A 25407-nucleotide genomic window follows, 5' to 3' on the forward strand; every position below is an offset into this window, starting at 1 on the left:
AAATACCGATAGAGAGGTGGCCTTTTCTTGTGGAGTATGCTGAGAAACAGAGTCTTTCGCCGATTATGGTTCACTCAGACATTATCCTCTGTAGGAGATGAAATCAGAAATTGGGCCATCCTATTCTGGGTATTTGCGGAGGCGGATCAAGCTGTCTTTTATCGGACGGCTCTTTTGTTCGCTGAAATGCTTCCAGTATTTATAATGGCTCCCCTGGCCGGGACATGGGTAGACAGAAGAAATCCAAAGAAAGTGCTGCAAGCGACTCTCGTCATTCGGGCGTTGATGTCGTTTGTTCTTGCAGGACTAATTTGGTTTGAGCAAGTTCCACTTTTGTTAATTATGCTGGCCTTTACTTGTACAGTTCAACAATTTTTCCAGCCCGCCATCAGTAAGTTAACTGTCGCTGCCGTGGACAATGAGGATTATGGAACAGCCCGTTCTTCTGTGCGGACTGTGGATACGCTGATAAGTCTTGCAGGGCCAGCTATTGGAGCTTTTGTCTACCAATGGTGGGGGGCATCTACTTCTTTGATTGTAGACGGATTTTGCTTTTTCTTTGGCTTCTTGCTTATTTTGAAAATAAGTATTGCACAGGCGCCGCTGGCAGCTCTCTCCGATTCTGATCCGGCGCCATCTTTTTGGAAGGATGTTCTGGAAGGATTTCGATTTATACTCTCTTCCCATCTCACCAAACGGTTATTTGTCTTATTAGCGATTATGGGGATGAGCACAGGGGCCATCAACTTGTTAAACATTTATTTTGTGGTTAATGAGCTTCATTTAGACCAGAATTTCTTAGCTTGGGCAAGTACCGCTGGCGGGATCGGCATGTTCGTGGGGGCGCTCGGTCTGAACGTGCTTGGAGCAAGATTCAAGAATTACATTAAAATCAACATTTGGGGTGCAGCGATCATGACCCTTGGGCTGTTGCTGCTTACGCTCTCCTTTAGTTCTATTTCCATGCTGTTTAGCCGGGTAATTATTGGGATCGGGGTATCTCTTCTAAGCATAACGCTGTCTACATTATTAATGACCTATGTTCCAGAGAACTTGCTTGGCCGCGTCGGTTCCGTGTTTGAAGGGGGGCCGCTGGCAACCAATATGCTGTCCTATGTTTTTTTCGGGTGGCTATATGTGTATACCGGGGCCAGGTTTATCTTTGGCATCTCCTTTATCCTGTTCTGTATCGCTTTCCTTCTGGCTATAAGCCTTCAGTCTTTAACATCACCCTCCAAGAAATTTCATTCAGACCAAAAAGAGTTCATCAGCCACTCCCAATAACAGCATAAAAAAGCGCTCAAAGTATGGCAGTACATGTTGAGCGCTTCTTTCTTTTATCATCGACAGCTTGATGTTTTATGTTACATTCATCTTATTCATCACAATAGTATACTAATAATATATCCCTGCACAAAGGCGGTGCCCTCGATGAAGGCGGTACCTAACTGTATAACGCTTGGCAGAATCGGTATGGCACTCATACTGTTATTCCTCGAACCGCTAGGCCCAGCTTTTCTTGCTGTCTATATTTTGTGCGCATTCACCGATCTGTTGGATGGGCATATTGCGAGAAAGACGGGTACAACAAGCCGGTTTGGGGCAAAGCTGGACTCCGTTGCCGACACTTTAATGGTTGGGGTCTCATTATTTACACTATATCCGTTTCTGGGACTTACCCGTGGAATCATCCTATGGATCTTAATCATCGCGATCATCCGTACAGCATCGGTCATGACAGCCCTGTACAAATTCAAAACCTACGCGAGTATTCATACATACGGCAATAAGCTCACCGGCATTATTCTTTTCATCACTCCCCTGTGCCTTCCCTGCATCTATACTTCCATTTAGACAACTGTTGTCTGTGCGATTGCAACCTTATCCGCTGTAGAGGAATTAATCATACAAACAACATCAAGTGAGTTGCAGCTTAACCGAAAAGGTTTGTTTATAAAATAGGAAAAGTATAATTAGAATTTCCATGTCTCAAACAACCAAACAAGTAGCACTTGGTTTCGGTTTGAGGTGTAACCGTGATGCTTGGGCGATAATTAGAGGTCATGATTTTTTCGAATCCTTTTAAGAAGGCTTGCTTATCAGCCTCTATTTCCTTCATGCACCTTTGGCGGTCTTCTAAAGTAAATTCTTCATCGTCATCCTGCTCACAATCCTGTATCCGCTCAGCAATATGCAACAAAACCTTATCCCTTAGCTCATTCGACTTCCCCAGATAATTACATTGAATTAAGGAATAAAAGTAGGGAAGCACCCAATCCGGGCTATACCATAATTTTGTATCTTCATACGCAGCTACAACCTTTGAGAACTGATTCATTTCATAATAGATATTAGCTAACCTGTCTTTATCTACTGCTGTGAATTTATTACCCAGAGCATCTTCCAGCTCCAGTATTTCTTGTTCAGGAAAACCGCCTAATTTTATTTGGCATGTTACGTAATAATACAGAGCAACATAATCGTAGTTATCACTTTTTAATAAATGAACCCTCCAAAAAAGTTTTGAAGCTTTATCCAACTGTCCGAGCTGGTACAATACCGAGCCCAGATTATATAAATTCTCAAGTGTGGGTTTAACCTGAATTGATAGCTCCAAGGCTCTTTTTGCCTCTGTCCATCTCCCGGTATCGGCTAAAATCTCTCCAAGCAAAGCACTTGGAATCTCAGTAGCCGGACTTAGCAATAAAGTCTTTTCCAGGAGTCTAATTGCTTCTTCTTCGCGATTAATCCATCTACCATTTTTATTATCTGGCTCCCCCTCAGCAAAATAAAAGTAAGCCATATTTGTTAATGACTCAACACAAGGGTTAAGTTCTGAATTCATCTGAAAGAGTCTAAAAGCTTCATAGTAATCATTTATCTCCATGCAGGCGATAGCCAATTGATTTATTACATGTGTATTTGTTCTATCTTGCTCAAATTCAAGTTGTAGCTGATGATGAATAGCCTTATAATCCAACATATTTCCCCTTTCTATGGTTTACTGATAATGATAGGCTACTAACCCCACAAGCATTTATACCTAAGGCATTTAGCTCTACCTGCAGCACCTTTCCTATTATCTGTAAGAGTCATGTGTTGGATCAAAGAGTGATTCATCAGACCCTCTGACCACCGAAAAGTGTTCGACATTGTAGTGTCCATGTAATGCACTGTTATGATGCTTGATGATTTGTTCTGCACTTAACACATCGTTGTCCGTTGTAGAATGTCCATCACCGACTAAGGTAACATCCATATTGCTAACGGTAGCAGTTCTGACTGCGGTATCGATACAATACTGTGTTTTACAGCCCATAATAACCACATGCTCAACCTGTTGATCTTTCAAATATTGCAGCAGTCCGGTCCCGTGAAAAGAATTAGTTGCCAGCTTGTCAAAAACTTTGGCCTCCGCAGGCACATTGATTTCATTGTGCACTTGAAAGCCAGCACCTTGTCCTTCAGCTACATCGAGATCCCTTACAAACACAACTTCGACATCGGCCTCTTGTGCTTTTCGAATCACTTTATTAATATTCTTGATAAGCTGTTCCTTGTTAAATACCGCACTTTCCTCCTGGTTCCCATCTATCAATTCTTGCTGCGCATCAATGATAATTAACGCTTGATTCAAATGGTTTGCCCCTTTCCTTCTACTTCAAAATATATTTATAAATCTTACCGTCCCGCACATACTCATTCGTAAAAAGCAGCGCATCCCCATCACGCTTCACGAATTTCAGATTGTCTCCATAGAACGGGAGGTCATTCGTTTCTGCATACTCTTGCTGCTCGGCGTCGAGGAGCTTTTGATACAATAGTGTCTGTTTTCCTGTCTTGCGTTCGATCAGCTTGAGGATGCCCTTCTGATTCGGACGAATCAGCAGAAAATCATCATCCATTCCTTCGATCAAATACGTATCGGCATCGCCGCCAAGCTTGACTAAGTCAAGCGTCTCCGTCACCTTTCCCGTTCCGTCTTCAATCAGCCGGAGTTTTTTGCCATCTGTAAGCACCAGGGTATTGCTGTACATTTTCACATTATCTCCATAACGCATCCAGTATTTGACGCTATCCTGGCGGATCACCATTCCATCCTTGAGGATCAGCGTATACCAGGCGTTGTTGATGTGCGGCTCTCCATAAACATCCGTAATTGTCAGATAGATCAGGCCCTTTGAGGTCTTTTTGAAATCAAACTGAATCATATCATAAAGCTTAGGCCCAAGCTTCGTGAGTAATTTGGGCTTCCCCGATGGATCGGTGACATAAAGGTTCCCGGTTTGTTTATCAACGGTATACTGGGTTCCAGCATAGGTTGCACTTGCGCTGTCAAATGTCTTAAGCCCTTGTGCAGTATAGACGCCCTGCGCTGCATCCCAGCTCACTGTAGTGCCGCCCAGGGAACGAACCAGGAAACGGGCTGGTACATACAATTGTTCACCATATACAAAAGGAATACCTCCAAGATCAACGATAGCACCGTCGAGAACCCCCTTTGTACTCCCTAGACGAACACCAATCTTTTTGTTCCAGCCTATAAACTGCGCCTTTTGGTGGGCTTTATCCCATGTGACCCGAAGCCCTAACGACTCATAGTGACTGGTTGGTACATAGGTAACTCCATTCTTAAGCAGCGCCGAACTGGTACTCTCACCCCCACCCTCCAAAGTGTACTTGAAATAAGCAGTTGAAGCAGCATCTGTAATTGGGGCTAGAAGCAATGAAGCGGCAAGCATTGGGGCGATCAGCCATTTTTTAACCATTATCGTCCGTCCTCTCCGGTTGTAGATATCGAAGCCTTATTCCTGTGATGTATAGACGCAAATTTCTCCGATAGGTTTCATATTTTTTCCATTTCACTAAAAAAGCAGCCCATCGGCTGCTATATATGATCACATCTTTTTCGGAGGATTCGAATCTGTCCTCTGTGGTTAATCTCATCTTCAAAAACATGAAACCACATAAAATAGTGATTCGCCGGCTGGTTGCCCCAGAAAGGTTCCTCCGCATATAACCACTCGTCATCCACAGTCTGGAACCATTCAAGCGTCTTGCGTCTGACTGTATCCAGCTCCTCCAGATAGTAGCTCAAATCATTGCCCTTGATCTTCGCCCGTCCTTCTTCACCTAAGTTCAAGGCTGCTCCCCATCTGACCATTTCTTCTTCCGTTAATTCTCTCTTCTCAAAGGTTTCCACTTGATAGGCATATTCTACAGCGGCAAAATGTAGTAATAACGCCCCGATTGAATTGCTCCCCGGATCAAGCAGAAAATCCAATTTCTGGGTGGATAGACCCTTAACCGATTCAAGAGTTGTATATCTTGCGTAATTCATCATAGAGAGCAAACGGCTGATTTGTGGTGAATATCCTGGAATATCAGTGATCAGAAAGAGCTTATCCATGTTTACCATTTATGATCCTCCCTTTCTTGCCAGAACGCACATCGTCTCATGCTCCTCGGTATAAGGTGCACCGGAAAAATCGTTATAAAACTCCATACCGACAAAACCAATTTTCGCTAAGATGGGGCTAATTTCAGCTTTTGTATAGGTTTTATCCCATAGGTTGTATATTTCAAAATCATTCATTTCATCTACAATAATATATTGGCTCAAATGAACACCTGCGTCTTCGTACCAATAGCTCGAACTCAAATTGATATGGGGGTTAGGTCTCCAAAAGCCTCCGCCCGATACATCCCAGGTTTGTGTTTCTGTATAATCCTTATAGTAATTTGGACGGAATACATCAAACACAAATACCCCGCCGGGTCTTAAAGTTTCATATATCTTCCCAAGTAACACATCTCTGCTCATCTCGGGTAAAACTCCAAAATCACAGTAAATCATAAAAATGGTGTCATATTGTTCCTGGAAATGATACGTTACATAGTTCTCATTTAAATAAGTAACCGCCAAGTCTGAAGCATCTGCTTGTTGCTTGGCATATTCAACCGATCTTTTCGAGAAGTCAATACCTGTTACAGTGTAGCCTAATTTGGCTAACCGCTGCGTGTAGAGGCCCGGACCACACCCTAAATCAAGAATTTCTTTGGAACGAGTGTTCTGACACACATAATTATCGAGCCAATGAACCGTCCTGTCGATCACTTCCGGTCTCCGGCTTGCTGCATCCGACATTGGATCAAGATGAGATGCTAATAGCTGCCCAGATATGTAATCATCCGTCCACATTTGGGAGCTTCCCTCTTGAAAAATGCCAGGCTTGCCACATTCCTGTATCAGTTTGCTTATCACTATAGCAACTCCTCACGTAATTTGCTTCAGAAGCTTCTCCGGCTCTTCTGCAGTTTACGAATGTAAACGATCTGGCCAATATGATAGGCGTTGTGGGTCGCTACATTCGCTATTACCTGCCACCACCTGCTATCTGCAGGAAATCCCTTTACCGCCGTATCAAGCTGCTCCTGTGTCAGCAGCTGCTCCCACCGAAGAAGAACCTCTGTCAGCCGGGTGATCAGTTCATTCCAAGACAGGCCGTGAGGTACGGTAAAAGTATCCGCGTTGTCGCTCACAGCCGGCACGGCTGCAACATCTGCTGCTGTATACCGGGTCTGCCACGTTTCATTCCAGTACAGCAGATGGTGAACAAGCCCGGCAATACTGCTGCTGTCTTCGCTTGCTGTCCACGTTGCTTCTTCTTCGCTCAGATCTTTTACCGCTTCCGCAAAAGGCATATACCAGCTCGGGTCATTCGCATTCGCAAGCAGTTGGTCAGTTAGCACTTCATAGGCGTCAGCCACTTATTCTCCCCATTTCACAATGTGTATTTAATACTAAATTATCATATGGAAGCGGGGAGTGGTCAGGAAAGAATAATTATAAGTAAGGATTACATTTATGCACTATGTGTCCAAAGAAAATAAAGTTACAGACTGCCGCTGTGTTGTTCAGCTAACGTTTCCCGTTAGTTCAATGAGTGGTTTTACCGCTCCCAGCAGATCCTATGATATGTATTTTTCTTAGGGCAAAATTGTATAATTCGACCATTCAATCTAGCCTCCATGCAGATATGAACTATAAGCTCTGGCTAATTTTGAAAAACTGCCGCTCCAAAGGCGACAACTCGTAATTTGTTCGAGTAACTAAAAATTTATCAATGTACCGATATTCCTGCGGAAGCTCCATGAAATCGGTAACTCCAAATTCTCTGGCATTGGTCTTGGAAATAAGAGCGACGCCCATGCCTAGGCTTGCAAGACGAAGCAGCGTTTCCAATACACCGACCTCTGTTTTAGAAGCCAGATGAATGCCGTGAGCCGAGTAAATGCGCTGCAGAATCGAGGCGTACAAGCAATTTTTGGACAGGATAAGCATGGTTTCGCTTTGCAAACATTGGGCCAGACTTGCTGCAGTCTTGGCTCTTTTGCCGACCAGAACCAGTTCTTCACTGCCAATTGGCCAGTAATGGAGCTGCTGCAAGTCCGATTTGCCAAAGGTATAGGCCAGGTCAATATTGCCTTCGATCAACTCACCCTCCATTTTTTCGGTGGACCCGGTTATGAGCGTAACCGACATGTCAGGGTACTTTTCGTATAAACTGGAGAACGCTTTTGTGATGTTTTCGCTGATTATGGATTGCATGATGCCTAAACGCAGTTTTAACTCCCGGTGATTCATTTCCTGCTCGGTCTCTTCCCACAGCAGCAGCATTTTTTTATACTGCCTGTACAGCTTTTCTCCCTCAGGCGTCAATTCCATTCCGCGGGAGCTTCGGAAGAACAGTTGCTGCCGGTAATGGTTTTCGATCTTTTTTATTTTGGACGTCATGTTGGACTGCAAATGATTCATGCTCACAGCTGCTGCGGAGACACTTTTCAGCTCGGCAACGGTAACGAAGGCAAGCATATTTTCAATATCCACGAACATCCCCCTATTTAAAAAAATGATATCTCCATCTCAAATATACATTATTCTTGATGAGAATTCTCCTCTATACTTGCATAGGCAGGCGGGTTACATTGCCGCTTTTATGAAGATCAGAACAGGAGGAGTACGGGATGAACGGTTCCATTATTAAGACTGGAATTATCGGAGCGTCGTTGAACAATCATTGGGCAAGTCAAACACACGTTCCTGCACTCCAGATGAGCGCCAAGCACCGCATAACGGCGGTTGCAACCTCCAAAATGGCAAGTGCTCTGGAAAGCGCTGCCGCCTTGGGCGGGGCTCAAGCTTTTATAAACCTAAACGAATTATGCGAAAGCCCGGAGGTGGACCTGGTTGTCGTCAGCATCAAGGTGCCTTTTCATTATGAGGCTGTCAAAGCAGCTATTGGAGCGGGCAAACACATTTACTGCGAATGGCCGCTGACAGTAACTGCGGCTCAAGCCGAAGAATTGGCGGTGCTTGCCGATCAAGCCGGCATTCATCATGCCGTCGGTCTTCAGGCTAGACAATCCGCTGTCATCCAAGACATCAAGCAGCGGATCGAATCCGGTGAGCTTGGCAGGGTTTTATCCTGCAATATGCGCTTATCGACCACCAGGGGGAGTGTTACGAGCCGTGACAGTGCCTATCTGTTAATGGAGGAAAACGGCGCAACGCTCCTATCCATCAACGGTGGACACTCGCTGGATGTGCTTTGCCGCCTGCTTGGAGACTTTAAGGAGCTGTCTGCTATCATGATCTGTAATTACAATGAGGCTGCGGTGTTGGAAACAGGTGAAAAGGTTGCCAAAGACGCAGCCGACCAGATCATGGTTGAGGGGATGTTAAGCAGCGGTGCCTCCGCGTCAATCCATATTCAGGGCGGAACTTATCCCGGATTTCAATTGGATATTTACGGAGAAAAAGGTATGCTTCAATTGAAGCAGTTTCATTCTGTCGGCCATGTACAGTTTGGCAACCTGCAGGTGTACCAAGCATTGTATGCTTCCGGCATCCCGGCAGCGCATGACGACAAGCACTTCACGGCACTTCCTGCAGAGGAAGAATCAGCGAAGTCTCTTGTTTCGAAGGCACACGAGCGTCTCGCAGCAGATATTCTTGACGATACTTTTCATTCACCTAGCTTCCATGACGCGGCCCGTTTGCATCGGCTGCTGGAGACCATCAAGCTCGCGGCTGCTACAGGCATTAGACAGAAGCTATAAGCTTCGAAACGGCTGGCCATTGAGGAAGCCATCCGAGTAAGACTAGGGGAAGAGAGATATCACCTTCCCCTTTCATTCCTGAATACCATACTGCCCAACATCTTCCTTAGCGACTCTTACACCTAATTTTTCTACGTCACTTGTGATAAGGTTCGGCTTAACCGTCATATCGGCGAATAGTAAAAAGGCACCCGATCGGGAGCCTTTTGGTGATTCATAAACGCCTCTTAAATGATTACTACTTCATAAGTTTCGAGAAGCTTTATTCATTATATTTTTACGACTTCTTCTGCTCTTTAATGATCTTTATCATGCTCTTACCCGTTTCAGCTATGGCTTCTTCCGCCGAACGCGGTGTCCATCCAAGTAAACGTTTGGCCTTTTGATTGCTAGTTGACATATCTTGTCCCAGGAGCGTTGCTATCATTCTTAATTGTGGTTTGAAGATCGCGATCGCACGAACCAAAATATTTGGAAGTTCACCTTTTGGCGCGTTTTTAGCGTCTTCGCCCAAATGTTTTCTTAAAATATTCGCAATATCCAACATTGACAATGTCTCTGCGCTAGAGGCGATAAAACGCTCTCCATTTGCTTCGGGACGCAACATGGCCAATAGATGCAAACTGGCAACATCACGGACATCTACATAATCGGAATAAATTTTAGGGACATACTTTTGATTGCTTTCCAGCATCTGTCGAATGCTACTGTTTGAATGAGAATAATCATTACCTAAGATCGGCCCCATCACGCCAACGGGATTTACCGTTGCCAGTTCTAAACCGTTTCCTTCCTGGCGAATAAATTCCCAGGCGGCCTTTTCGGCAATGGTTTTGGATTTTTGATAGGGATGAATGTTCGCGTCCGTTTTCGACCAATCTTTTTCGGTGAAAGGTCCTTTATGATTCTTGTGGCCCACGCCGATCGCTCCGAAAGCGGAGGTTAAAACAACTCGTTTGACTCCCGCGTCACGCGCGGCTCTTAGCACGCGCAAAACGCCATCGCGTGCGGGTTGAATCATTTCATTCTCGTCTTTATACACTTTATTGGGCGTCGGGGAAGCAACATGAATGACATATTCCGCTCCTTTAACAGCATCGCCCCAATTATGATCATTAGATAAATCCGCTTGAATAAACGACAGGCCTTCAAAACAGGTAACTCCGCCTGATCTTAGCATATCTCTTACTTCATCTTGTCTACTCATGGTACGAAGCGATGCCCGAACACTGTAACCTTGCTCGAGTAATTTCAACATAATATGAACCGCGATAAATCCTGAACCGCCGGTCACAAGCACTAAGGGCTTGTTACTCTCCGCCATCGTGAATGCTCCTCTCATTGACGTTACACTTGTAACAGTTGTACACTATTTTAAAGCTGAATATTCTCTAAAACAAGTGGAAGACAGACATCTGTGACAAAATGGAGGAAGTGTAATGGCAGCGACGGAACACGCCCAAAACATAAAAAAAGACACTAAAGAATGGATTGCTTTTGCATTGCTGGAGCTTTTAAAGACCAATCGACTGTCAAAACTAACCGTTTCAGAAGTCGTCAAAAAAGCCGGCGTCAGTCGAATGGGATTCTATAGAAATTACGAAAACCTTGAACAAGTATTGAAGGAATACTACGAACCTAAATTCGCGGATATATTTAATAAAATCGCCTTTAAAAAAAGCCATGAACAGAAAATAGCCGATCTAACGAGCTTTTTTCTTGACCTATCCAAGGATTTTCACATGGCGATCGAAAGCGATTATATCGGGCTGTTTTATCAAATTTTTAAATCCCACGTTGCTCAGCTTTACGATGAGATTATTCCCTTTCCGGACTGGACGGGAGCGAAACGAAACTATTGGATCGACTTTATGAGTGCGGGCGTTTTTGAAATTTGGGTGATGTGGATTAAAAATGGGCAAAAAGAATCCATTGTAGAAATCTCGACGCTTATTCGGTTATTTCATAAATAAAATTTAGGAAAAACCCATCATGATCGAAACCGATCATGCGAAACATTGGCTTTCTTGATAGCCCAAAAATCCCCCTTGAGATTATCTCTTGAGGGATAAACATACTTCTATGACACCTTTCTTCAAACTTATGAAGGCCTCCTCCCTTCTTGTCACTCCTTCTATCGGCCCCTTCTCTAATTTCTCCATCCTCCAGGTAAACCTCAATCTTTTGGTTCTTTTGTAAAGCAGGGAAAAACTTAATAAACTCTCAATATCAGAAGAAAATAAAAAATTAACCATGAGCCGCTTTTTTACGAATAGCCTGTTTTATTATTTAGTACCCTTTAGTACAACAACCTTGCCAAGTTCATAATGTAACTTGCTTGTTCATGCATACATCAAGAATCCATGGCCACGGACCGTAGCCCGCTTCTACGTTGATGTGTCCCATTTTAGGCAACATAACGCAAGGCACCCCTAAAACCAAATAAAATGAAGCATCTTCCACTGAGCAATAATGATCTGTTGAGGATAAAACAAACAAAGTTTTTTCGGCAACATTCGCGATCTCATCTATATTTTCTGGTACAGGAAAAAACGTCATCACTGGCTCATATTCCAAAAATGGCGAGGGTGGAGCTACAAGAATGGCTCTCTGAATTTTTCGTTTCGGAGTTGAAGCCGCATAGTGAAACCACATGATACACGCTAGACTATGGGCCACGACGATGACATCTTCATCGTGTGGAATTTCTTCAAAAACACTAGATAAATGGTCGAGCCAAACATTCTTGTCAGGTTGATCCTTGTCTGGAAAGTCGGGAAATCGGACTGTTTCACCTCGTTTTACCAGCTCTTGATGTAACCAAGTTTGCCAATGATCGGGGCTACTGCCGCCGACTCCATACAATATTAGAAAACTTCTGCTCATATTGAGGACACCTCGACTATGGTAATTGCAAATGCATGTATGCCACTTATAATTCACTCTCTACTATTTTCAAAAAAGAAAGTACAGCAGCTTTCATCTGCTCTAACCCCGGCTGTTCAATCGGAAAATGACCAGCACATAAGTACCCTTTATTGTAACACAGTGTTTATTGAGAATTTTATTATTTCTCTGACCAACAAAAAAATACATTATCTAATGATGGCTTTTTTATGGGTTACATTGCCTTGAAATCTTCTCTAGCTGCTCTCTTGGATCCAAAAATCATAAAACTGATCGCGGCCAAAACCCACACGCCAATGCCACCATAGAGCATCACCAAGCCAAAGCCGTGCACAAGTGCAGCATGGACGACGGCTCCGGAGGCATCCAGAGAGGATAGTTCTGGCAAACCCTGCTTGAGAGATGTAGTGTTTCCAGCGGCTATTTTCTCGGCCAAAGTCCGCAATTGCGTTATATCGAGAGTCCCAGGAAGGAACCGCTTCAAATAAGACAGGATGCCTTCCTGTAAAATGAAGCCCATCACGGCGATGTTGATGGCTAGACTGATCAATCTGGCGCTCGTGTCTATGCCGGAAGCCATGCCTGCACGGGTACTCGGAACCGAGCCGGTGGTCGTATTGGTCACAGGCGTGTTGGTTAAGCCAAGCCCAATACCAGCCAACAGGGAACCGGGGAGCATGGTCAACCAGTTGGCGTGATCGCCGCCGCTGCCAAATTTCATCAAAATGAAGCCTATGCCGATGATGAACAGACCCGATGGGATGACTATGCGCGGCTGATAGCGGAGCGAAAGGCGCTCTGCCAGAGGCGGAATCACCAGGGTGGGCAGCGTATAAGCCAAGAGAGACAGCCCAGCTGCCACGGTGCCGTAACCAAGACCGCTCTGGAAATAGATCGGCAGATAGATCATGAACGGCCAGAAACTGAAATTCATGCCGATGGAGCCAAAGAGCGCGCCGGAAAAATTACGTATCCTGAACACGGAAAAGTCGAACATCGGATGGGTGCTGAGCTTTTCCGCAAACAGAAAAATAATGAAACATGCTGCCGTTGCAACAATGGTGCTGATGGCGGCTATGCTGGTAAAGCCGAGTTCCGGCCCTTGCGTGATAAAGTATACCAGCCCAAAAACCGTCAACGAAAGCATGACAATGCCGATAATGTCCAGCTTTTTCGCCTGCGGATCGCTGGACTCCTCCACGCTGCCTAAAACAAAGATCAAAGTGAGGAAGGTCAGCGGGACGTGGACTAGGAAAACCCAATGCCAGTTCGAAACGGCCACAATCATGCCGCCGATGATGGGTCCAAAACCGAGGCCGATACCGAACACGATCCCCCATGCGCTAAAGGCTTTACTTCGTTCTTTTCCTTCCTGAAACTGATGCGAAAGAATTGCTATCTGGCAAATCAGCATCGCGCCAGCACCCACGCCTTGAAGAAACCGGCTGACGATCAGAACTGACGTGCTTTGTGCCAAGCCACAAATCAAGGATGTAATGCCGAACAAGACGAGGCTGATAATAAAAATACGCCTCCTTCCAAACCGGTCAGCCAGCGTTCCAACAGCCATTAGAACTGTCGTACTAGCAATGGTGTAGGCGTTCATAATCCATTGCATATCCTTGAGATCGCCATGCAATACCTTTTCCAGGGGTGGAAGTATTACTGGCACACTGGAAATTTCGAGGCCGAACATTAGCGCGGACAAACATATCGCGGCCAATGCTATTATATTTTTGCTGGAATGGGAGAGAGTCATTGAAAGTACCCTCCAAACTTAGATTGGATAAAAGCACCAGCCAGCTTTTTTTCGTCAATTGTACAATCAACGACCTCATCAATACGTGCCTGTAAATCTTCTGTACCTGCCTTATTTAAATCGTATTTGCTCATTACTTCCCCTTCCTCTCTGACTTCTTATGTGTGAATCGCCCTTATTCACGTGAGTCATATTATATAATTAAAATCTTTCATTTTACATAACACATCAAATCAAATATGATGATTATACAAAGAAATAAAAGTTATTTGTTTAAAATACCTTTAATTTAAAGGAGGATAACACTCAAAGTGGATCATGTAGACAAACAAATCCTCTTCTATCTTCAAAACCAGGCAAGGATTTCAATGACTGAACTGGGTAAAAGCGTGGGATTGTCCCAACCCGCTGTAACGGAACGAGTTAAGAGAATGGAAGAAAAGGGAATAATCGAAGAGTATCGTACCGTCATTTCTCCTGAAAAAATTGGGAAGCATACGGCAGCCTATATGTTGTTTCGGACTAGAGACTGCTTGGCGTTTCTTGATTTTGTCCATGCATCTCCTCATGTTGCCGAGTGCCACCGCATAAGCGGAGAACACAGTTATTTATTAAAAGTAGTGACGGAATCCACACGCACGCTCGAAGCGTTTGGCAATCAGTGCGATAAATATGGAACCTATACAATCCTGATTGTCATGTCTTCACCGATCGATCATAATCTTCTAATTCATTCTCCCAAAGAAGCAAATGGAGTTGACTAATGCTATCACGATGGAAGGCCCCTAGAGATCGACAACAACCGCAGCGAACGAGCGATTAAACCGTTTGTCATTGGCTGAAAGATGGCTGTGTTTAAGGCTGACTAAAAGCATAAATAGCCCTCATCTTGATTACAAGGTGTGGGCTATTTGATGCTTACCTAATTCACTGACGCCTTTGTTCATGTTGTATTGATTTGCAAGGAGATTAATTGTTCCAAATCTCTTAATACTAGCAAAAATTTATGCAGTCAAAATAAGCCCCCGAGATGTATCTGTACCGATACAGATGTATGTTTCTTATATTGTAGTACATGGCTTGATCGCAATCGAAATTGCACCAGACGGATTCAAACCGTAAATTCCAGATTTCAAAAAGGAGGCTTTATTTAAAATGAAAAAAACGATTGTTTTGCCTGGTTACGTTGACGATATGCCATTTTCATTAGGTTATGAAGTGAAGCATGGAGCAACAACCTTATACCTCTCGGGTGCTACGGCCTATCCTCTGTATTACAGTCACCCCTCTTTTGGTTGGGTTCCAAAGTCCGAGAGAAGTGATACGGGTATGTCCCTGCCGAGCTCGATTAAAGAACAGACGCAAATTGTTCTTGAAAATCTCAAAATTGTCGTGGAAGCAGCCGGAGGTACGATCAACGATATTGTTAAGACAACCATCTTTAATAAACGTATGGATCTGCAAAATGAAGTAAACGAAGTCTATAACGCCTTTTTCAATGGACATAGACCGGCTCGTTCTCACATCGGAGTGTCTGAACTTGTCAGTCCTGATCTTTTAATCGAGATCGAAGCGATCGCCATCTTGGAAAAATAAGTTTTAGACTGATCCAATAAAAGAAGCAGCGGCAGCCCAAGACTTTATAAATAAAGTCTTAGACTGCTGCTGTTGTTGTAAACTAACGTTTCCCGTTAGCTTAACAGGACCGAGAGCCGAATGGCCGGAACGTGAATATGATGTTAGTTGATGATACGCCTTCTTTGAACTACTTACTTCCACTTTTCCCCTTAATCAACTTCTTAAAAGCAGTGTATTCTTTATTTGATCTTATAAAATTTAATATCTCATTGGCACACTCACTCGATCTCATTATTTCAGTATTGAATTCAAGATCATATTCATTAAAGCAATACACGTTATCGTATTGTGAACTTGCTAAACCAATCTGCCTGTCTCCTCTAAGTTGTTCTCTTCTAGCAAGTTCTTCCTTTGAACATTTAACTTCTACGAATATGACAGGGTGATCTGATAATAATTCAATACAACTATTGAACCATTTATCATTACCTATAACAGAATCTACAACTACGTTATTTCCCATCAATGAAAATAGTTTTATTGTCGAGTAGTATAATGAAATCAACGGATCTGCAAGAATTTGATTTACTAATTGTCCATCCTCTGCACCATTTGTTTCAATATTCGGATATGTACTGTTAATGAATTCTTTATAACTATGAAATAGCCCATTAATAAAATTATCAATTGATAAATGTTGAAATGGGATATCAGTTTGAGTTAATAATTTATTAGAAATGCTTGTCTTTCCAGAACTTGAAGTACCATTAAGAAGAACTATAATCCCTGGCTTCAATGGAATCCGCCTTTCATCATTTTATTTTTTGCGCATCTTTCACGAACATTATCCATTTTAATATTAGCGAAGTTATGGAACAATCCTGCCCGTTAACTTAAAGCGCTATGCCCTTTTTTTATAATAATCGATAATTGAAGCAAGTGGAATCTCGCCAACTTCCCCTACCAAGGTACGAAAAGCCATTCCGTGTCCAGTAATGATCACCTTTTGAAATTCGGAATATTTGTCTATTACATTCTCCATGCGGTTTTTCAACAGCTCTTTAGACTGCCAAAGCTTGGTTACTCCAGGAGGATAGGCTCCATGATTAGCATCATAATCCCTTAAATCGAATTCAACCATTATTTCTAAACCAAGTTCCTTTGATAAAATAGCAGCCGTTTGAAGTGCTCTTGGGTAAGGAGAAGAGACAATAATTTCAGCTTCTTTTAAACGCTCAGCTTTTGCTATCGAATATACCATGGCGGATAAGATAAAACTGAGTCATTGAAATCCCCCATACAATCATTTTCAGATTAATCCATTCGCTTCTTGTACTCCGCTATTGAACATGTTTTGCCAGCAACAAGCGTATTCTCGAAATAACCATCAATTTCAAATTAAAGTTTTCCGATAGTTTAGATTGTTCTATTAAAAGATTAACTCACAATCTTTATGCTCCCATACATCAAATAAGTTTCCATCTAGGTCCTCAAAAACGAAAAACTTGCCGTATATGCCTTCATTACTTATTTGTCTAGTGTTAACTCCTTCTGATGTTAGTCTCGTGTATAATGATTCAATATCATCTGTAAAAAATGTTATAACCCACCTTGACCGTCCGTTTACTTCAAAGATCGCTCTTGTGTCATTATCAGATTCAATTAAATCAATAATTGGACGGTTATCCCTGAATAAACTTATATAATTACTTCTATCGTTTCGGATGTTAAAACCAAAGTGACTGACAAACCATTCTGCAGATTTTTTCGCATCTTTTACCGGAATTACATTATAGGCAATACCTAAGATTCTCCCATTGACCATACTGCTCAGCCCCTGTCATAAATGTATATCTAATACTTATTTCAAGGTAGCTTCCATATTATCCTGCCCGTTAGCTTAATGAAGCGCCGCCAGTCTAATATTTTATTTTCTCAGTCTACTACTTTATTATCCGAGTTTATCAAGACCTAATTTTAGGAAAGTCAGATATAATAAAGGGTTCCACATATTATACATGACTAATATGTGGAACCCTTTATGTTTAACTATCGTATCCGTTAGTGTAACAAAATACTTCACACTCATTTTGAGCGGTTAAGGCAAAAAAATCGCCCTACTTATGGTACGGTTCACCGTATCCTTTTTAGGGCGAATTCAAAAGGGCCCCCATTTGTCTGGGCACCCTTCTCTCTTACTCTTCTATTCATACTGCATAGTAACGACGCCTGCATATTGGTCAAGGCTTTCCTTGGACACGTTCAATGTCTTCACGTCTGTCGTCCGTGTCCCGGCAGCCTCGAGGAATTTGTTCACCTTAGCGAAGATTATCCTTCCGAGAATTCCTAATGCCTTCGTACTATAATGCATCGGAATCGCTACAGTCGCTTGCAATTGACGCATCACTTGAACGGCCTCTGTCCCATCGAGCGTCGTCCTTCCTCCTACGGGCACGATGAGAACGTCAACTTTGCCGATTGCATTGACTTGTTCCTCTGTAAGCAGATGCCCCAGATCCCCGCAGTGACAGATCGTCAGTCCGTCAATCCGGAAGCGGAAAATAATATTGGATCCTCTTTTCTTGCCGTTCACCTTATCGTGGAAAGTCTTGAACCCGTTAATGCTCACATCGCCGCGGCTGTATTCTTTCGGCTCGTTTACAAGCAAGTAATCGCCCGAGGCGGCGTTAACTTTATTGTGATCGCCATGATTATGTGTAACCACGACAACATCCGATTCAACCGGAACCGGCATGCGGTAGCCAAGAAACTTAAAGTAGGGATCGATGAGAATCCTCATTCCAGCATCCGAAGTCAGCAGAAAAGAAGAATGGCCATACCATTTAATCTGCAAAGTAACATACTCCCTTCAGTTATTAAAATGACAGCCGTTTGCCCTCCAGTTTCTTAAACACTTTAAAATAAACCCACGCCGCATTGATCAGCAGCAGCGCGCCCGTAACTATAAATACGTATCTGTTGCCTAGCAAGGCCGCCACCTGCCCGCCTAAGACGGAACCTCCAAATACGCCTAAATACCCTGCCGACATGGTAAAACCAAAAACTCGTCCTGTAATAGCAGACGGCGTAATCTTTTTGATCAAGATATTGACTGATGGGGTCAAACCAGCCGCTGTTAGCCCCAATAAGAATCGAAGGATCATTAACTGCCACGGATTATTCACGAAGGCTTGCGGTATGAAAATGATTCCTGCTGCGACAAGGGAAATCAACATCACCTTATGCGCCCCTATTCTGTCAGACAACTTTCCCAGCCTTGGAGCTGAAACGATATTGGCCAGTCCCGAGGCCGAGAACGTGATTCCCGCAATTAGAGCAATATGACTGAGATGATGGGACAACTGGGTAATATAGACGGTAAGGATCGGCTCAACCGAATATAGCGCCACAGATAATACAAAGAAGGTCACAAATAGGGTTATCGTCAAACTCTTCTCCGGAATAAGAGTCCAGATCACTTTGGCGCTCTGCATCTGTTTATCTTCGCGCGTGAATGTTTCTTTTACGAATAAGGCAGTTGTAAGGAAAGCGATCAGCAGCAGCGCGCCTGTTACAAAAAATACATTTTGCATGCCGAAATTCTCTTCCACAAACCCGCCAATCATGGGTCCAAGCAAGGAACCTGCAATGCTTGCCGTTGACAGTGTACCTAGTGCGTAGCCCGCGTGTTCCTTATCCGTCTGAGTTGCAATTAATGTCGTACAGGCTGTGCCATACCCAGTTATTACTCCCTGCAATAGTCTAAGACCGATCAATACGTACACATGATGCGCAAAGCCCATGCAGCCAATCACGATAGCCATGCCCAGGCTTGCTCGCAATAACATGGGCTTACGCCCGAATCTATCGGCAGCCGCACCCCAAATGGGGGAGAATATAGCTGAGATGATGAAGGTAATACCAAAAGCAATTCCGGAAAATCGGGCGACTGCACCTGAATCATTAACGCCAAGATGTTGGATAAAAAGCGGCAATACAGGCGCAATCTGACTCATTCCCACTCCGGTTACAAACATCCCGAACCAGCAAACGATTAAATTTCTTTTCCAAATCGGCATTACGTATGCGCCTTCTTCACCTCAAAGTATCGATCCATGCGTCTACCGTCACCACATCCGCCCGCTTGGTGAACACCTTCTCGATCAGGACGCGATGTAGTTCCGGATCGGGATCGAAGCAAGCATCGGATAGAACCATAAGCTGATAATCCTTGTCCGCCGCTTCCGTCAACGTAGACAGCATTACGCCGCCCGTGGAAATGCCGCTCAGAATGAGCTTGTTAATGCCCTTGGCACGAAGAATCATCTCCAAATCGCTGCCGGCAAAGGCGCTGACGCGCTTCTTGGTGACCAGCGGCTCCCCCGGCTGAGGTGCCAGAACCGGATGAATCTGCGTCGCCTCGTCCGTAAGCGTCATGCCGCCGTGTTGGGCCGCAGCAGCGAATGCTTTGTTCAACGGGCTAATCTCAGGGTAGCCTTCACGAAAGGCGACTCGTACAAAGATGACTGGGATCTCGTGTTTGCGCGCGGCCTCCACTGCCTTCCTGTATGGGAGCAGCGCTTTCTCGCTGTCGCCAAGATGCTTGGCGATACCGTTCTGCAAGTCCATGACGAGCAGAGCGGGGTTGTTCTGAATGGTCATTGATTGTACACTCCTTAATCTTATGATAGTATAAGAAGCGGATACATCTCCACTTAATACTAAACGGAGATATCTCCGTTTGTCAATAACAGTTCGCTAACGAATTGGAGGAAGTGATAACCCTTGAAGGATACAGATGTCTCCCCCGCCCGTTCCGAACGCCGAGATGCGGCGGAGAATCGTCAACGTATATTGGATGCGGCGCTTCGGCTATTCGAACAGAATGGCGTCGAACAAGTCAGCATGAACCAAATTGCCGCGGAGGCGCAGATCGGTCCAGGAACGCTTTATCGCCGCTATCGCAATAAAAGCGAACTATGTCTGGATTTAATGAAAGAAAACATCGTTCTCCACTTCGAGAATATCGAGGAGTACTTGAAACAAAACCGGACATCTCCGCCAAGCCAACGATTGAGAGGACTTCTCGACTTATTTATCCGTTTTAGGGAAAAAAAGTCCCAGTTGCTTGCAGGAGTCGAGGAATCCGCGTCAACCAATCGATCTAGATCTCGAACGCAGAGCCCTCTGTATGTCGAACTGCATCAGCTGTTGGTCGAACTATTCGACGAAATGACAGTATCCGGGCAGCCCCAACCGAACTGCGTCTTCAAGGCGGATATGCTATTGATGGCTTTAAGCAACGATTCCTACTCCTTTCAAAAAAACGAGCGCGGCTATTCCCCCGAGATGTTTTTGGAACAGATTTGTTTAACATTTCGTTTGTAACCGTGAGTATGCATGCTCGTTTATTGTTCGTTAAACATTATGTTTGTGACTGACGCTTGCTCTCAAAAAAGCGGCAGACTTGAACGAAAAAGTCCAAGGCTGCCGCTTTTTTATGGTCTCGCTAAATCTCGCAGCATCAAGTTTCGCCCTATTTGTGGTAAGGAACTTAAGTTGTTCTCGCAACTTTTTATTTTCTTCTTCGAGCTTCTTCATCTTTCGTTTTAACGACGCAATGATGGCGTCCTTGTTGTTTTCATCCATTTCTCGCTTAATTTGTTTTGGTGTCGGCACTTGAGCTTGCTGCCTTTCTTGATCGTCTCATAGATGCTGGTCAGACGATCAAGGTTCTTTTGGTTTTTCTCCGCAATTTCGTCGCGGCCGTATTGTTTGGCAACTTCTATCATTTTTGAGGTGGATTGAATATGAATTTCGTACTTAGGTACGTCCATATCAGAGAGACCTGCAGCTAAGTCTTTACAAGGGCTGCCGCCGTTACAAGTTAAACAGGGGGGCTTCCGCGTATGGACAATTACCATTTACACGGGCCCGACAGGAGCCGCAGGGATTATCGATCGCATTTAGCTTCTGATCACGCAAGAGCGTTTCCAGGATATCGTATGGGATTTCCTCATCCTTATGGATCTCATGGATTTTCCCATTCATATCAAAGCTAAATACGCCTTGTTTGACAACTGTTTCAAAGGCTTTGCGCTTAGTATTATCCAGAAGTTTGGCAGTCTAAAACTTTATTTTCTTCTGATACTTTGCTTACCTATAAATCGCTTGGCTGCTTCACCCGCTGCTACCGGAAGCAGCAGCCAGACATAGGCATGGATAGAATTTTCTATAAGTTCAATTTCGTGTTCATCTACTAGACTAGCGAATGCATGCATGCTGCGATTAATTTTCTCGTCCGCCCACTCTTCTGCGCTGGGAAGAAATAGAACAGGGCATTGAACCTTTGAGTAATATTGTTCGAACTTTAGATCCCAATATTTTTGAACATACTCTGTCCTAACGCGGTTTAAGAAGCAATATGTATACTCACCGCTTGGCAACTGCTGCAGACTATTTTCAAAGAAGGCTAAGAAGTTATCATTCCATAACCCTTCCTGGGTCAGCTCCGCCCGTTCCTCTTCGACATACTCTTCTTTCGTTGTAAATACACGCTCCACCCTTTCAGCCAGTCGAATTCGTTCTTCTTCTTTGCGGTGCTCGATTTCTTCTGTGGTTCCATTGAAAATCCCATATTCTCCGAACTCATTGTAGAGTGCCCCCTCACAGATAAAGGAACGCACAAGCCCCGGATGTGTCGCGGCTAGACTTAGTCCAACCTCAGCCCCCATCGAGCTGCCTACAATATGGCATTGTTCTACGTTTAACCGCTGCAGCAGTAAGTAAATGTCGTTCGCCATATCATCAATATGATATCCCGTTAAGGGTTTGCCGGATTTACCGTGTCCGCGAATATCCGGAGCGATAATGCTGTATTCCTGTTCAAAAAGCGGGATAATCCCGTCCCACATATGCAAATTCCCGCCGCTAAAATGCAGAAATAAAACAACCGGCTTGTGATTTAGTGCATACCGCACATTAATTCCAATATGTTCTAGATCAACGATTTCCTCAATCATTTTGTGCCTCCTGGTGCTTGGTTGGATTTATTTGTTTAAGCCTTATTTTGTTACAAAAGTATCAATAACTCTGTGAGATTATGTATGGTGGATAAAAAAAGGTCAATCATGGCGGTACCTACCATAATCGACCTGTATTAATGCTTACTGTATAATGGTTTTTGTTATACCGCTTTCTCTATCCCAAAACACATAAAATATAGCATCATGATCAACCCTACCTGTATTGTATTTTATCTCTAATTGTCCAACAAATGTCATAGGCCTGCTATTATTAAATTGCCATTCAGGATCTTGAATCCATTCAGGCTTTTTATCTACTGCTTCAAAATCTTTGGAAACAACAGACTTCAACAAATCCTTTAGTTCATTATCATTATTGCCTTGATATTTTTCTAGTAGCTTTATAAAGTATTTTTCACTCTCAATAGAAGAAAGGGGGTCAAAAGAAAACTCCTTTCCTAATTGTAATAAAATTCGCATCTTATCCAAAGGTATCTCTGATGTAAAATCATCTACATATTCACTCATTTTTTCGCCTCCGTTATCGTCAATAGAATTCTATTTAAATCTAATAAAATCATAATTTAATCTTCTCCCTGGTGGTAGAAGATTTTCATGTTCCCAAGGCCATACTTCTCGAAGATTTACCGGCTCATCAAATCCAGGAATACCACGATTTCCATTTGCATGATGAAGTTCTTTGCTAACAAGTTTTTCATAGATTTCCCCCGTGTTCCTATCCTTTACTATAACCCTTGCTTTAGGTGCTAATCCTTCCTTCATTCTTCCTTTATTTTGAGGGCTAAAGCTACTTGGATCTAGTTCAGCTCTACTCTTCCAATATCTTTCACGAATTATATCCCACGATGGATATTTTCCCTCAGGTGTCATCTTAGTGATTGAATCTCCCAGTTTCCAGAATGGTAAATTTAGGGGCGAATTCACAGCCAAGGTGGGATATTTTTATATTTAAAAATCAATCAGCTAAGCTATATAGCAAAAAAAAGGCAACCCCCGTCAACAAGGGTTACCTGATGATTTCTTGCTATTACGTCCGGCGCATGTATGCACGCACAGTGATAGGTGCAAAGATCGCTACGATAGCTGCGGCACCAACGAGGGAATAGACAATATCTGAGCCCATCGTTCCTGCGTTAACAAGATTCCGGACAGCCGAGACCAGATGCGAAATAGGGTTCATGTTGACGAACCACTGAAGCCAGTCCGGCATTGTATCAACCGGCACAAAGGCATTCGAGAGAAAGGTCAGCGGGAACAGCACAAGCATGGATATTCCCTGTACACTGGAAGCGGTACGCGCGATTACACCGAAGAAGGCGAAGATCCAGCTTACAGCCCATGAGCAGCCGATCACGAGCAGAGCCGCGAGAGCAACATATCCGAGTCCGCCTTCAGGACGAAAGCCCATGATATATCCCATTACAAAAGTAAGTACAGTCGCAATGGTATACCGGATCGTATCTGCCAGCAGCGCTCCCGCAAGTGGAGCAATCCGCGAGATCGGCAGGGACTTGAACCGGTCAAACACACCTTTTTCCATATCCTCGCGTAGCTGGACGCCTGTCACAATCGAAGTGCCGATTACGGTCTGGACGAGAATCCCCGGAATGATCACCGGCAAATAATTCTGGACATCTCCAGAGATCGCCCCGCCAAAGATATAAGTAAACATCAGGGTGAAAATAATCGGCTGGAGTGTGACGTCAAACAGTTGCTCCGGTGTGCGCTTGATTTTCAGCAGGCCCCGGTAAGCCATCGTAAGTGAATTGCGTACCGCCTGACCGAAGCTTGTGCGGTTTTTCAGTTGGCGTGTGGCGCCTGGCTTAATTAAAGTACTCATACGATTTGTCCCTCCATTTGAATTGATTTGGCGGACGGAGAAGCTGATTGTTCTGTTGCCCCGTGACCCGTAATGCTCAGAAACACTTCATCGAGCGTTGGCTTTTGCACACTCAGCTCCGCCAAAGAAATTCCCATCTCACGAAGGGCAATCAACAAATCGGTGACCCGATCGGCGTTCCCCATGGGCGCAGTAATCTTTGCGGCTTCCGCAGATATACTGCTCTTTACTCCTAGCACCCGTTCAACCGTCTGCCTTGCTAATTCCATTTGCAGCGGATTCTGCACTCTTAATTGTAAGGACGAGGTACCGACTGATGATTTCAGCTCATCTACCGTTCCCTCAGCGACCACCCGGCCATGATCGATTACGGCAATCCGGTCCGCAAGCTGATCTGCCTCTTCAAGATATTGTGTGGTTAGCAAAACAGTTGAGCCAGCTTTAATCAAGCGCCGAATCGTATCCCACATCTGATTGCGTGTTCGCGGGTCGAGCCCCGTTGTCGGTTCATCAAGGAAAATGAGCGGCGGCTGCGCGATCAGGCTTGCGGCCAAATCGAGCCGCCGGCGCATCCCGCCGGAGAATTTCTTGAGCGGGCGTTTGGCCGCTTCGCTGAGACCAAATTCCTCCAGCAAATCTGCTGCCTTGCGGTATGCTTCGGCTCGGCCCAGCCCAAGTAACCGGGAGAAAATCACCAGATTCTCGGTTGCACTAAGCGACTCATCCACTGACGCGTATTGTCCGGTCACACCGATCAATTGACGCACGACCTGCGGCTCCTTCACCACATCATGACCGAAAATCCGCGCGTAACCGGCATCCGGTCTTAGCAGCGTTGCCAGCATTCTGACCGCTGTAGTTTTCCCCGCTCCATTCGGCCCAAGCACGCCATAAATTGAACCCGTAGCCACCTGCAGGTCCACACCATCTACCGCCCGATTGTCCCCAAAGACTTTGACAAGCCCTTGGGCTTCGATAGCCCAATCTCTTGATTGTGAACCAGCTTTCGAGTGTTGACTCATTTGTTACTCCTCCTAAACGTTCGTTATGCAAGGATCATAAATGGCTAATTTAAACTGAATATAAACTTGCCAGTTACTCCTTAGTGCTGCTTCATTATAACTCTAAGGAATAAGCGGCTTAACGGTCTCCAA

The 25407-nt window shown here is 44.2% G+C and carries 29 protein-coding genes and 2 pseudogenes; 7 read left to right on the top strand and 24 right to left on the bottom strand.

Features of this window, described 5'->3' with window-relative positions; translation table 11 throughout:
- Window positions 1-36: 36 nt before the first annotated feature.
- Both ACX1DY_RS03260 and ACX1DY_RS03265 read left to right on the top strand, forming a co-directional pair.
- Window positions 37-1284 (top strand): MFS transporter, encoded by a 1248-nt coding sequence (locus tag ACX1DY_RS03260; RefSeq protein WP_458962831.1) that lies wholly within the window; start codon window positions 37-39, stop codon window positions 1282-1284.
- 147 nt (window positions 1285-1431) lie between these two features.
- Window positions 1432-1854: a CDP-alcohol phosphatidyltransferase family protein gene (locus tag ACX1DY_RS03265; RefSeq protein WP_458962739.1), complete on the top strand. Its 423-nt coding sequence runs from the start codon at window positions 1432-1434 to the stop codon at window positions 1852-1854.
- A gap of 97 nt (window positions 1855-1951) precedes the next feature.
- On the opposite strand, the gene ACX1DY_RS03270 is transcribed toward ACX1DY_RS03265, so the two are convergent.
- From ACX1DY_RS03270 to ACX1DY_RS03300, 7 genes are all read right to left on the bottom strand, one after another.
- Window positions 1952-2980 carry a hypothetical protein gene (locus tag ACX1DY_RS03270; protein WP_458962740.1) on the bottom strand — a complete coding sequence of 343 codons (1029 nt, stop codon included), beginning with the start codon at window positions 2978-2980 and terminating at the stop codon, window positions 1952-1954.
- 99 nt (window positions 2981-3079) lie between these two features.
- A complete protein-coding gene (locus tag ACX1DY_RS03275; protein ID WP_458962741.1) occupies window positions 3080-3637 on the bottom strand; it encodes a cysteine hydrolase family protein in 558 nt (185 codons plus the stop codon).
- Between the two features lie 19 nt (window positions 3638-3656).
- Window positions 3657-4769, bottom strand: a complete 1113-nt coding sequence (locus tag ACX1DY_RS03280; RefSeq protein ID WP_458962742.1) for a copper amine oxidase N-terminal domain-containing protein — start codon at window positions 4767-4769, stop codon at window positions 3657-3659.
- A 119-nt stretch (window positions 4770-4888) separates the two neighbouring features.
- A complete protein-coding gene (locus ACX1DY_RS03285) occupies window positions 4889-5419 on the bottom strand; it encodes a DinB family protein (protein ID WP_458962743.1) in 531 nt (176 codons plus the stop codon).
- Entirely contained in the window at window positions 5420-6265 is an 846-nt protein-coding gene (locus tag ACX1DY_RS03290; RefSeq protein WP_458962744.1) for a class I SAM-dependent methyltransferase, read from the bottom strand.
- 26 nt (window positions 6266-6291) lie between these two features.
- Window positions 6292-6771 (bottom strand): DinB family protein, encoded by a 480-nt coding sequence (locus ACX1DY_RS03295; RefSeq protein ID WP_458962745.1) that lies wholly within the window; start codon window positions 6769-6771, stop codon window positions 6292-6294.
- Window positions 6772-7045: 274 nt separating this feature from the next.
- A complete protein-coding gene (locus ACX1DY_RS03300) occupies window positions 7046-7891 on the bottom strand; it encodes a LysR family transcriptional regulator (protein WP_458962746.1) in 846 nt (281 codons plus the stop codon).
- A gap of 137 nt (window positions 7892-8028) precedes the next feature.
- On the opposite strand from ACX1DY_RS03300, the gene ACX1DY_RS03305 reads away from it, so the two are divergent.
- Complete coding sequence (locus ACX1DY_RS03305) at window positions 8029-9123, top strand: Gfo/Idh/MocA family protein (protein ID WP_458962747.1); 1095 nt, start codon at window positions 8029-8031, stop codon at window positions 9121-9123.
- Between the two features lie 277 nt (window positions 9124-9400).
- Here the strand turns inward: ACX1DY_RS03305 and ACX1DY_RS03310 are convergent, their stop codons facing one another.
- Window positions 9401-10447, bottom strand: coding sequence for an SDR family oxidoreductase (locus ACX1DY_RS03310; protein WP_458962748.1), 1047 nt, complete (start codon window positions 10445-10447; stop codon window positions 9401-9403).
- 115 nt (window positions 10448-10562) lie between these two features.
- Here ACX1DY_RS03310 and ACX1DY_RS03315 point away from each other — a divergent pair, with 115 nt between their 5' ends.
- Window positions 10563-11096: a TetR/AcrR family transcriptional regulator gene (locus ACX1DY_RS03315; protein ID WP_458962749.1), complete on the top strand. Its 534-nt coding sequence runs from the start codon at window positions 10563-10565 to the stop codon at window positions 11094-11096.
- Between the two features lie 349 nt (window positions 11097-11445).
- Here the strand turns inward: ACX1DY_RS03315 and ACX1DY_RS03320 are convergent, their stop codons facing one another.
- The 3 genes from ACX1DY_RS03320 to ACX1DY_RS03330 form a co-directional block, all read right to left on the bottom strand.
- On the bottom strand, window positions 11446-12009 hold the full coding sequence (locus ACX1DY_RS03320) for an RBBP9/YdeN family alpha/beta hydrolase (RefSeq protein WP_458962750.1): 564 nt from the start codon (window positions 12007-12009) through the stop codon (window positions 11446-11448).
- A 235-nt stretch (window positions 12010-12244) separates the two neighbouring features.
- Window positions 12245-13789, bottom strand: coding sequence for an MFS transporter (locus tag ACX1DY_RS03325; protein WP_458962751.1), 1545 nt, complete (start codon window positions 13787-13789; stop codon window positions 12245-12247).
- Window positions 13786-13923 (bottom strand): hypothetical protein, encoded by a 138-nt coding sequence (locus ACX1DY_RS03330; RefSeq protein WP_458962752.1) that lies wholly within the window; start codon window positions 13921-13923, stop codon window positions 13786-13788. Before ACX1DY_RS03330 ends, ACX1DY_RS03325 begins: the two co-directional genes overlap by 4 nt.
- Window positions 13924-14100: 177 nt before the next feature.
- Between ACX1DY_RS03330 and ACX1DY_RS03335 the strand changes: the two genes are divergently transcribed.
- Together ACX1DY_RS03335 and ACX1DY_RS03340 are read left to right on the top strand one after the other, a co-directional pair.
- Window positions 14101-14553 (top strand): Lrp/AsnC family transcriptional regulator, encoded by a 453-nt coding sequence (locus ACX1DY_RS03335; protein WP_458962753.1) that lies wholly within the window; start codon window positions 14101-14103, stop codon window positions 14551-14553.
- 391 nt (window positions 14554-14944) lie between these two features.
- Window positions 14945-15385 carry a RidA family protein gene (locus ACX1DY_RS03340; protein WP_458962754.1) on the top strand — a complete coding sequence of 147 codons (441 nt, stop codon included), beginning with the start codon at window positions 14945-14947 and terminating at the stop codon, window positions 15383-15385.
- 169 nt (window positions 15386-15554) lie between these two features.
- Here the strand turns inward: ACX1DY_RS03340 and ACX1DY_RS03345 are convergent, their stop codons facing one another.
- The 6 genes from ACX1DY_RS03345 to ACX1DY_RS03370 all read right to left on the bottom strand — a co-directional run bounded on the left by ACX1DY_RS03345 (window position 15555) and on the right by ACX1DY_RS03370 (window position 20029).
- Entirely contained in the window at window positions 15555-16163 is a 609-nt protein-coding gene (locus tag ACX1DY_RS03345; protein ID WP_458962755.1) for a chloramphenicol phosphotransferase CPT family protein, read from the bottom strand.
- A 105-nt stretch (window positions 16164-16268) separates the two neighbouring features.
- Complete coding sequence (locus tag ACX1DY_RS03350) at window positions 16269-16628, bottom strand: histidine phosphatase family protein (protein ID WP_458962756.1); 360 nt, start codon at window positions 16626-16628, stop codon at window positions 16269-16271.
- A gap of 168 nt (window positions 16629-16796) precedes the next feature.
- Window positions 16797-17192 carry a VOC family protein gene (locus tag ACX1DY_RS03355; protein WP_458962757.1) on the bottom strand — a complete coding sequence of 132 codons (396 nt, stop codon included), beginning with the start codon at window positions 17190-17192 and terminating at the stop codon, window positions 16797-16799.
- Between the two features lie 378 nt (window positions 17193-17570).
- Complete coding sequence (locus tag ACX1DY_RS03360) at window positions 17571-18221, bottom strand: MBL fold metallo-hydrolase (RefSeq protein WP_458962758.1); 651 nt, start codon at window positions 18219-18221, stop codon at window positions 17571-17573.
- A gap of 22 nt (window positions 18222-18243) precedes the next feature.
- Window positions 18244-19446, bottom strand: a complete 1203-nt coding sequence (locus ACX1DY_RS03365) for a multidrug efflux MFS transporter (protein WP_458962759.1) — start codon at window positions 19444-19446, stop codon at window positions 18244-18246.
- 16 nt (window positions 19447-19462) lie between these two features.
- Complete coding sequence (locus tag ACX1DY_RS03370) at window positions 19463-20029, bottom strand: cysteine hydrolase family protein (protein WP_458962760.1); 567 nt, start codon at window positions 20027-20029, stop codon at window positions 19463-19465.
- 123 nt (window positions 20030-20152) lie between these two features.
- Here ACX1DY_RS03370 and ACX1DY_RS03375 point away from each other — a divergent pair, with 123 nt between their 5' ends.
- Window positions 20153-20755, top strand: a complete 603-nt coding sequence (locus ACX1DY_RS03375; protein WP_458962761.1) for a TetR/AcrR family transcriptional regulator — start codon at window positions 20153-20155, stop codon at window positions 20753-20755.
- A 165-nt stretch (window positions 20756-20920) separates the two neighbouring features.
- Here the strand turns inward: ACX1DY_RS03375 and ACX1DY_RS03380 are convergent.
- From ACX1DY_RS03380 to ACX1DY_RS03410, 7 genes and pseudogenes are all read right to left on the bottom strand, one after another.
- Window positions 20921-21058: pseudogene (locus ACX1DY_RS03380) on the bottom strand (DUF6262 family protein); the annotation flags it as partial.
- Window positions 21058-21490, bottom strand: a pseudogene (locus tag ACX1DY_RS03385) (tyrosine-type recombinase/integrase); the annotation flags it as partial. The pseudogenes ACX1DY_RS03385 and ACX1DY_RS03380, both read right to left, overlap by 1 nt.
- An 11-nt stretch (window positions 21491-21501) precedes the next feature.
- On the bottom strand, window positions 21502-22389 hold the full coding sequence (locus tag ACX1DY_RS03390; RefSeq protein ID WP_458962762.1) for an alpha/beta fold hydrolase: 888 nt from the start codon (window positions 22387-22389) through the stop codon (window positions 21502-21504).
- Window positions 22390-22533: 144 nt separating this feature from the next.
- Window positions 22534-22920, bottom strand: coding sequence for a hypothetical protein (locus tag ACX1DY_RS03395; RefSeq protein ID WP_458962763.1), 387 nt, complete (start codon window positions 22918-22920; stop codon window positions 22534-22536).
- 30 nt (window positions 22921-22950) lie between these two features.
- The gene (locus ACX1DY_RS03400) at window positions 22951-23283 is read right to left on the bottom strand and encodes a hypothetical protein (protein ID WP_458962764.1); all 333 of its coding nucleotides are present in this window, start codon (window positions 23281-23283) and stop codon (window positions 22951-22953) included.
- Window positions 23284-23440: 157 nt separating this feature from the next.
- Entirely contained in the window at window positions 23441-24253 is an 813-nt protein-coding gene (locus ACX1DY_RS03405) for an ABC transporter permease (RefSeq protein ID WP_458962765.1), read from the bottom strand.
- Entirely contained in the window at window positions 24250-25275 is a 1026-nt protein-coding gene (locus ACX1DY_RS03410; RefSeq protein WP_458962766.1) for an ATP-binding cassette domain-containing protein, read from the bottom strand. The genes ACX1DY_RS03405 and ACX1DY_RS03410 overlap by 4 nt, the downstream gene beginning before the upstream one ends.
- Window positions 25276-25407: the final 132 nt, after the last annotated feature.

This window comes from Paenibacillus sp. BAC0078 (genome assembly GCF_054483875.1).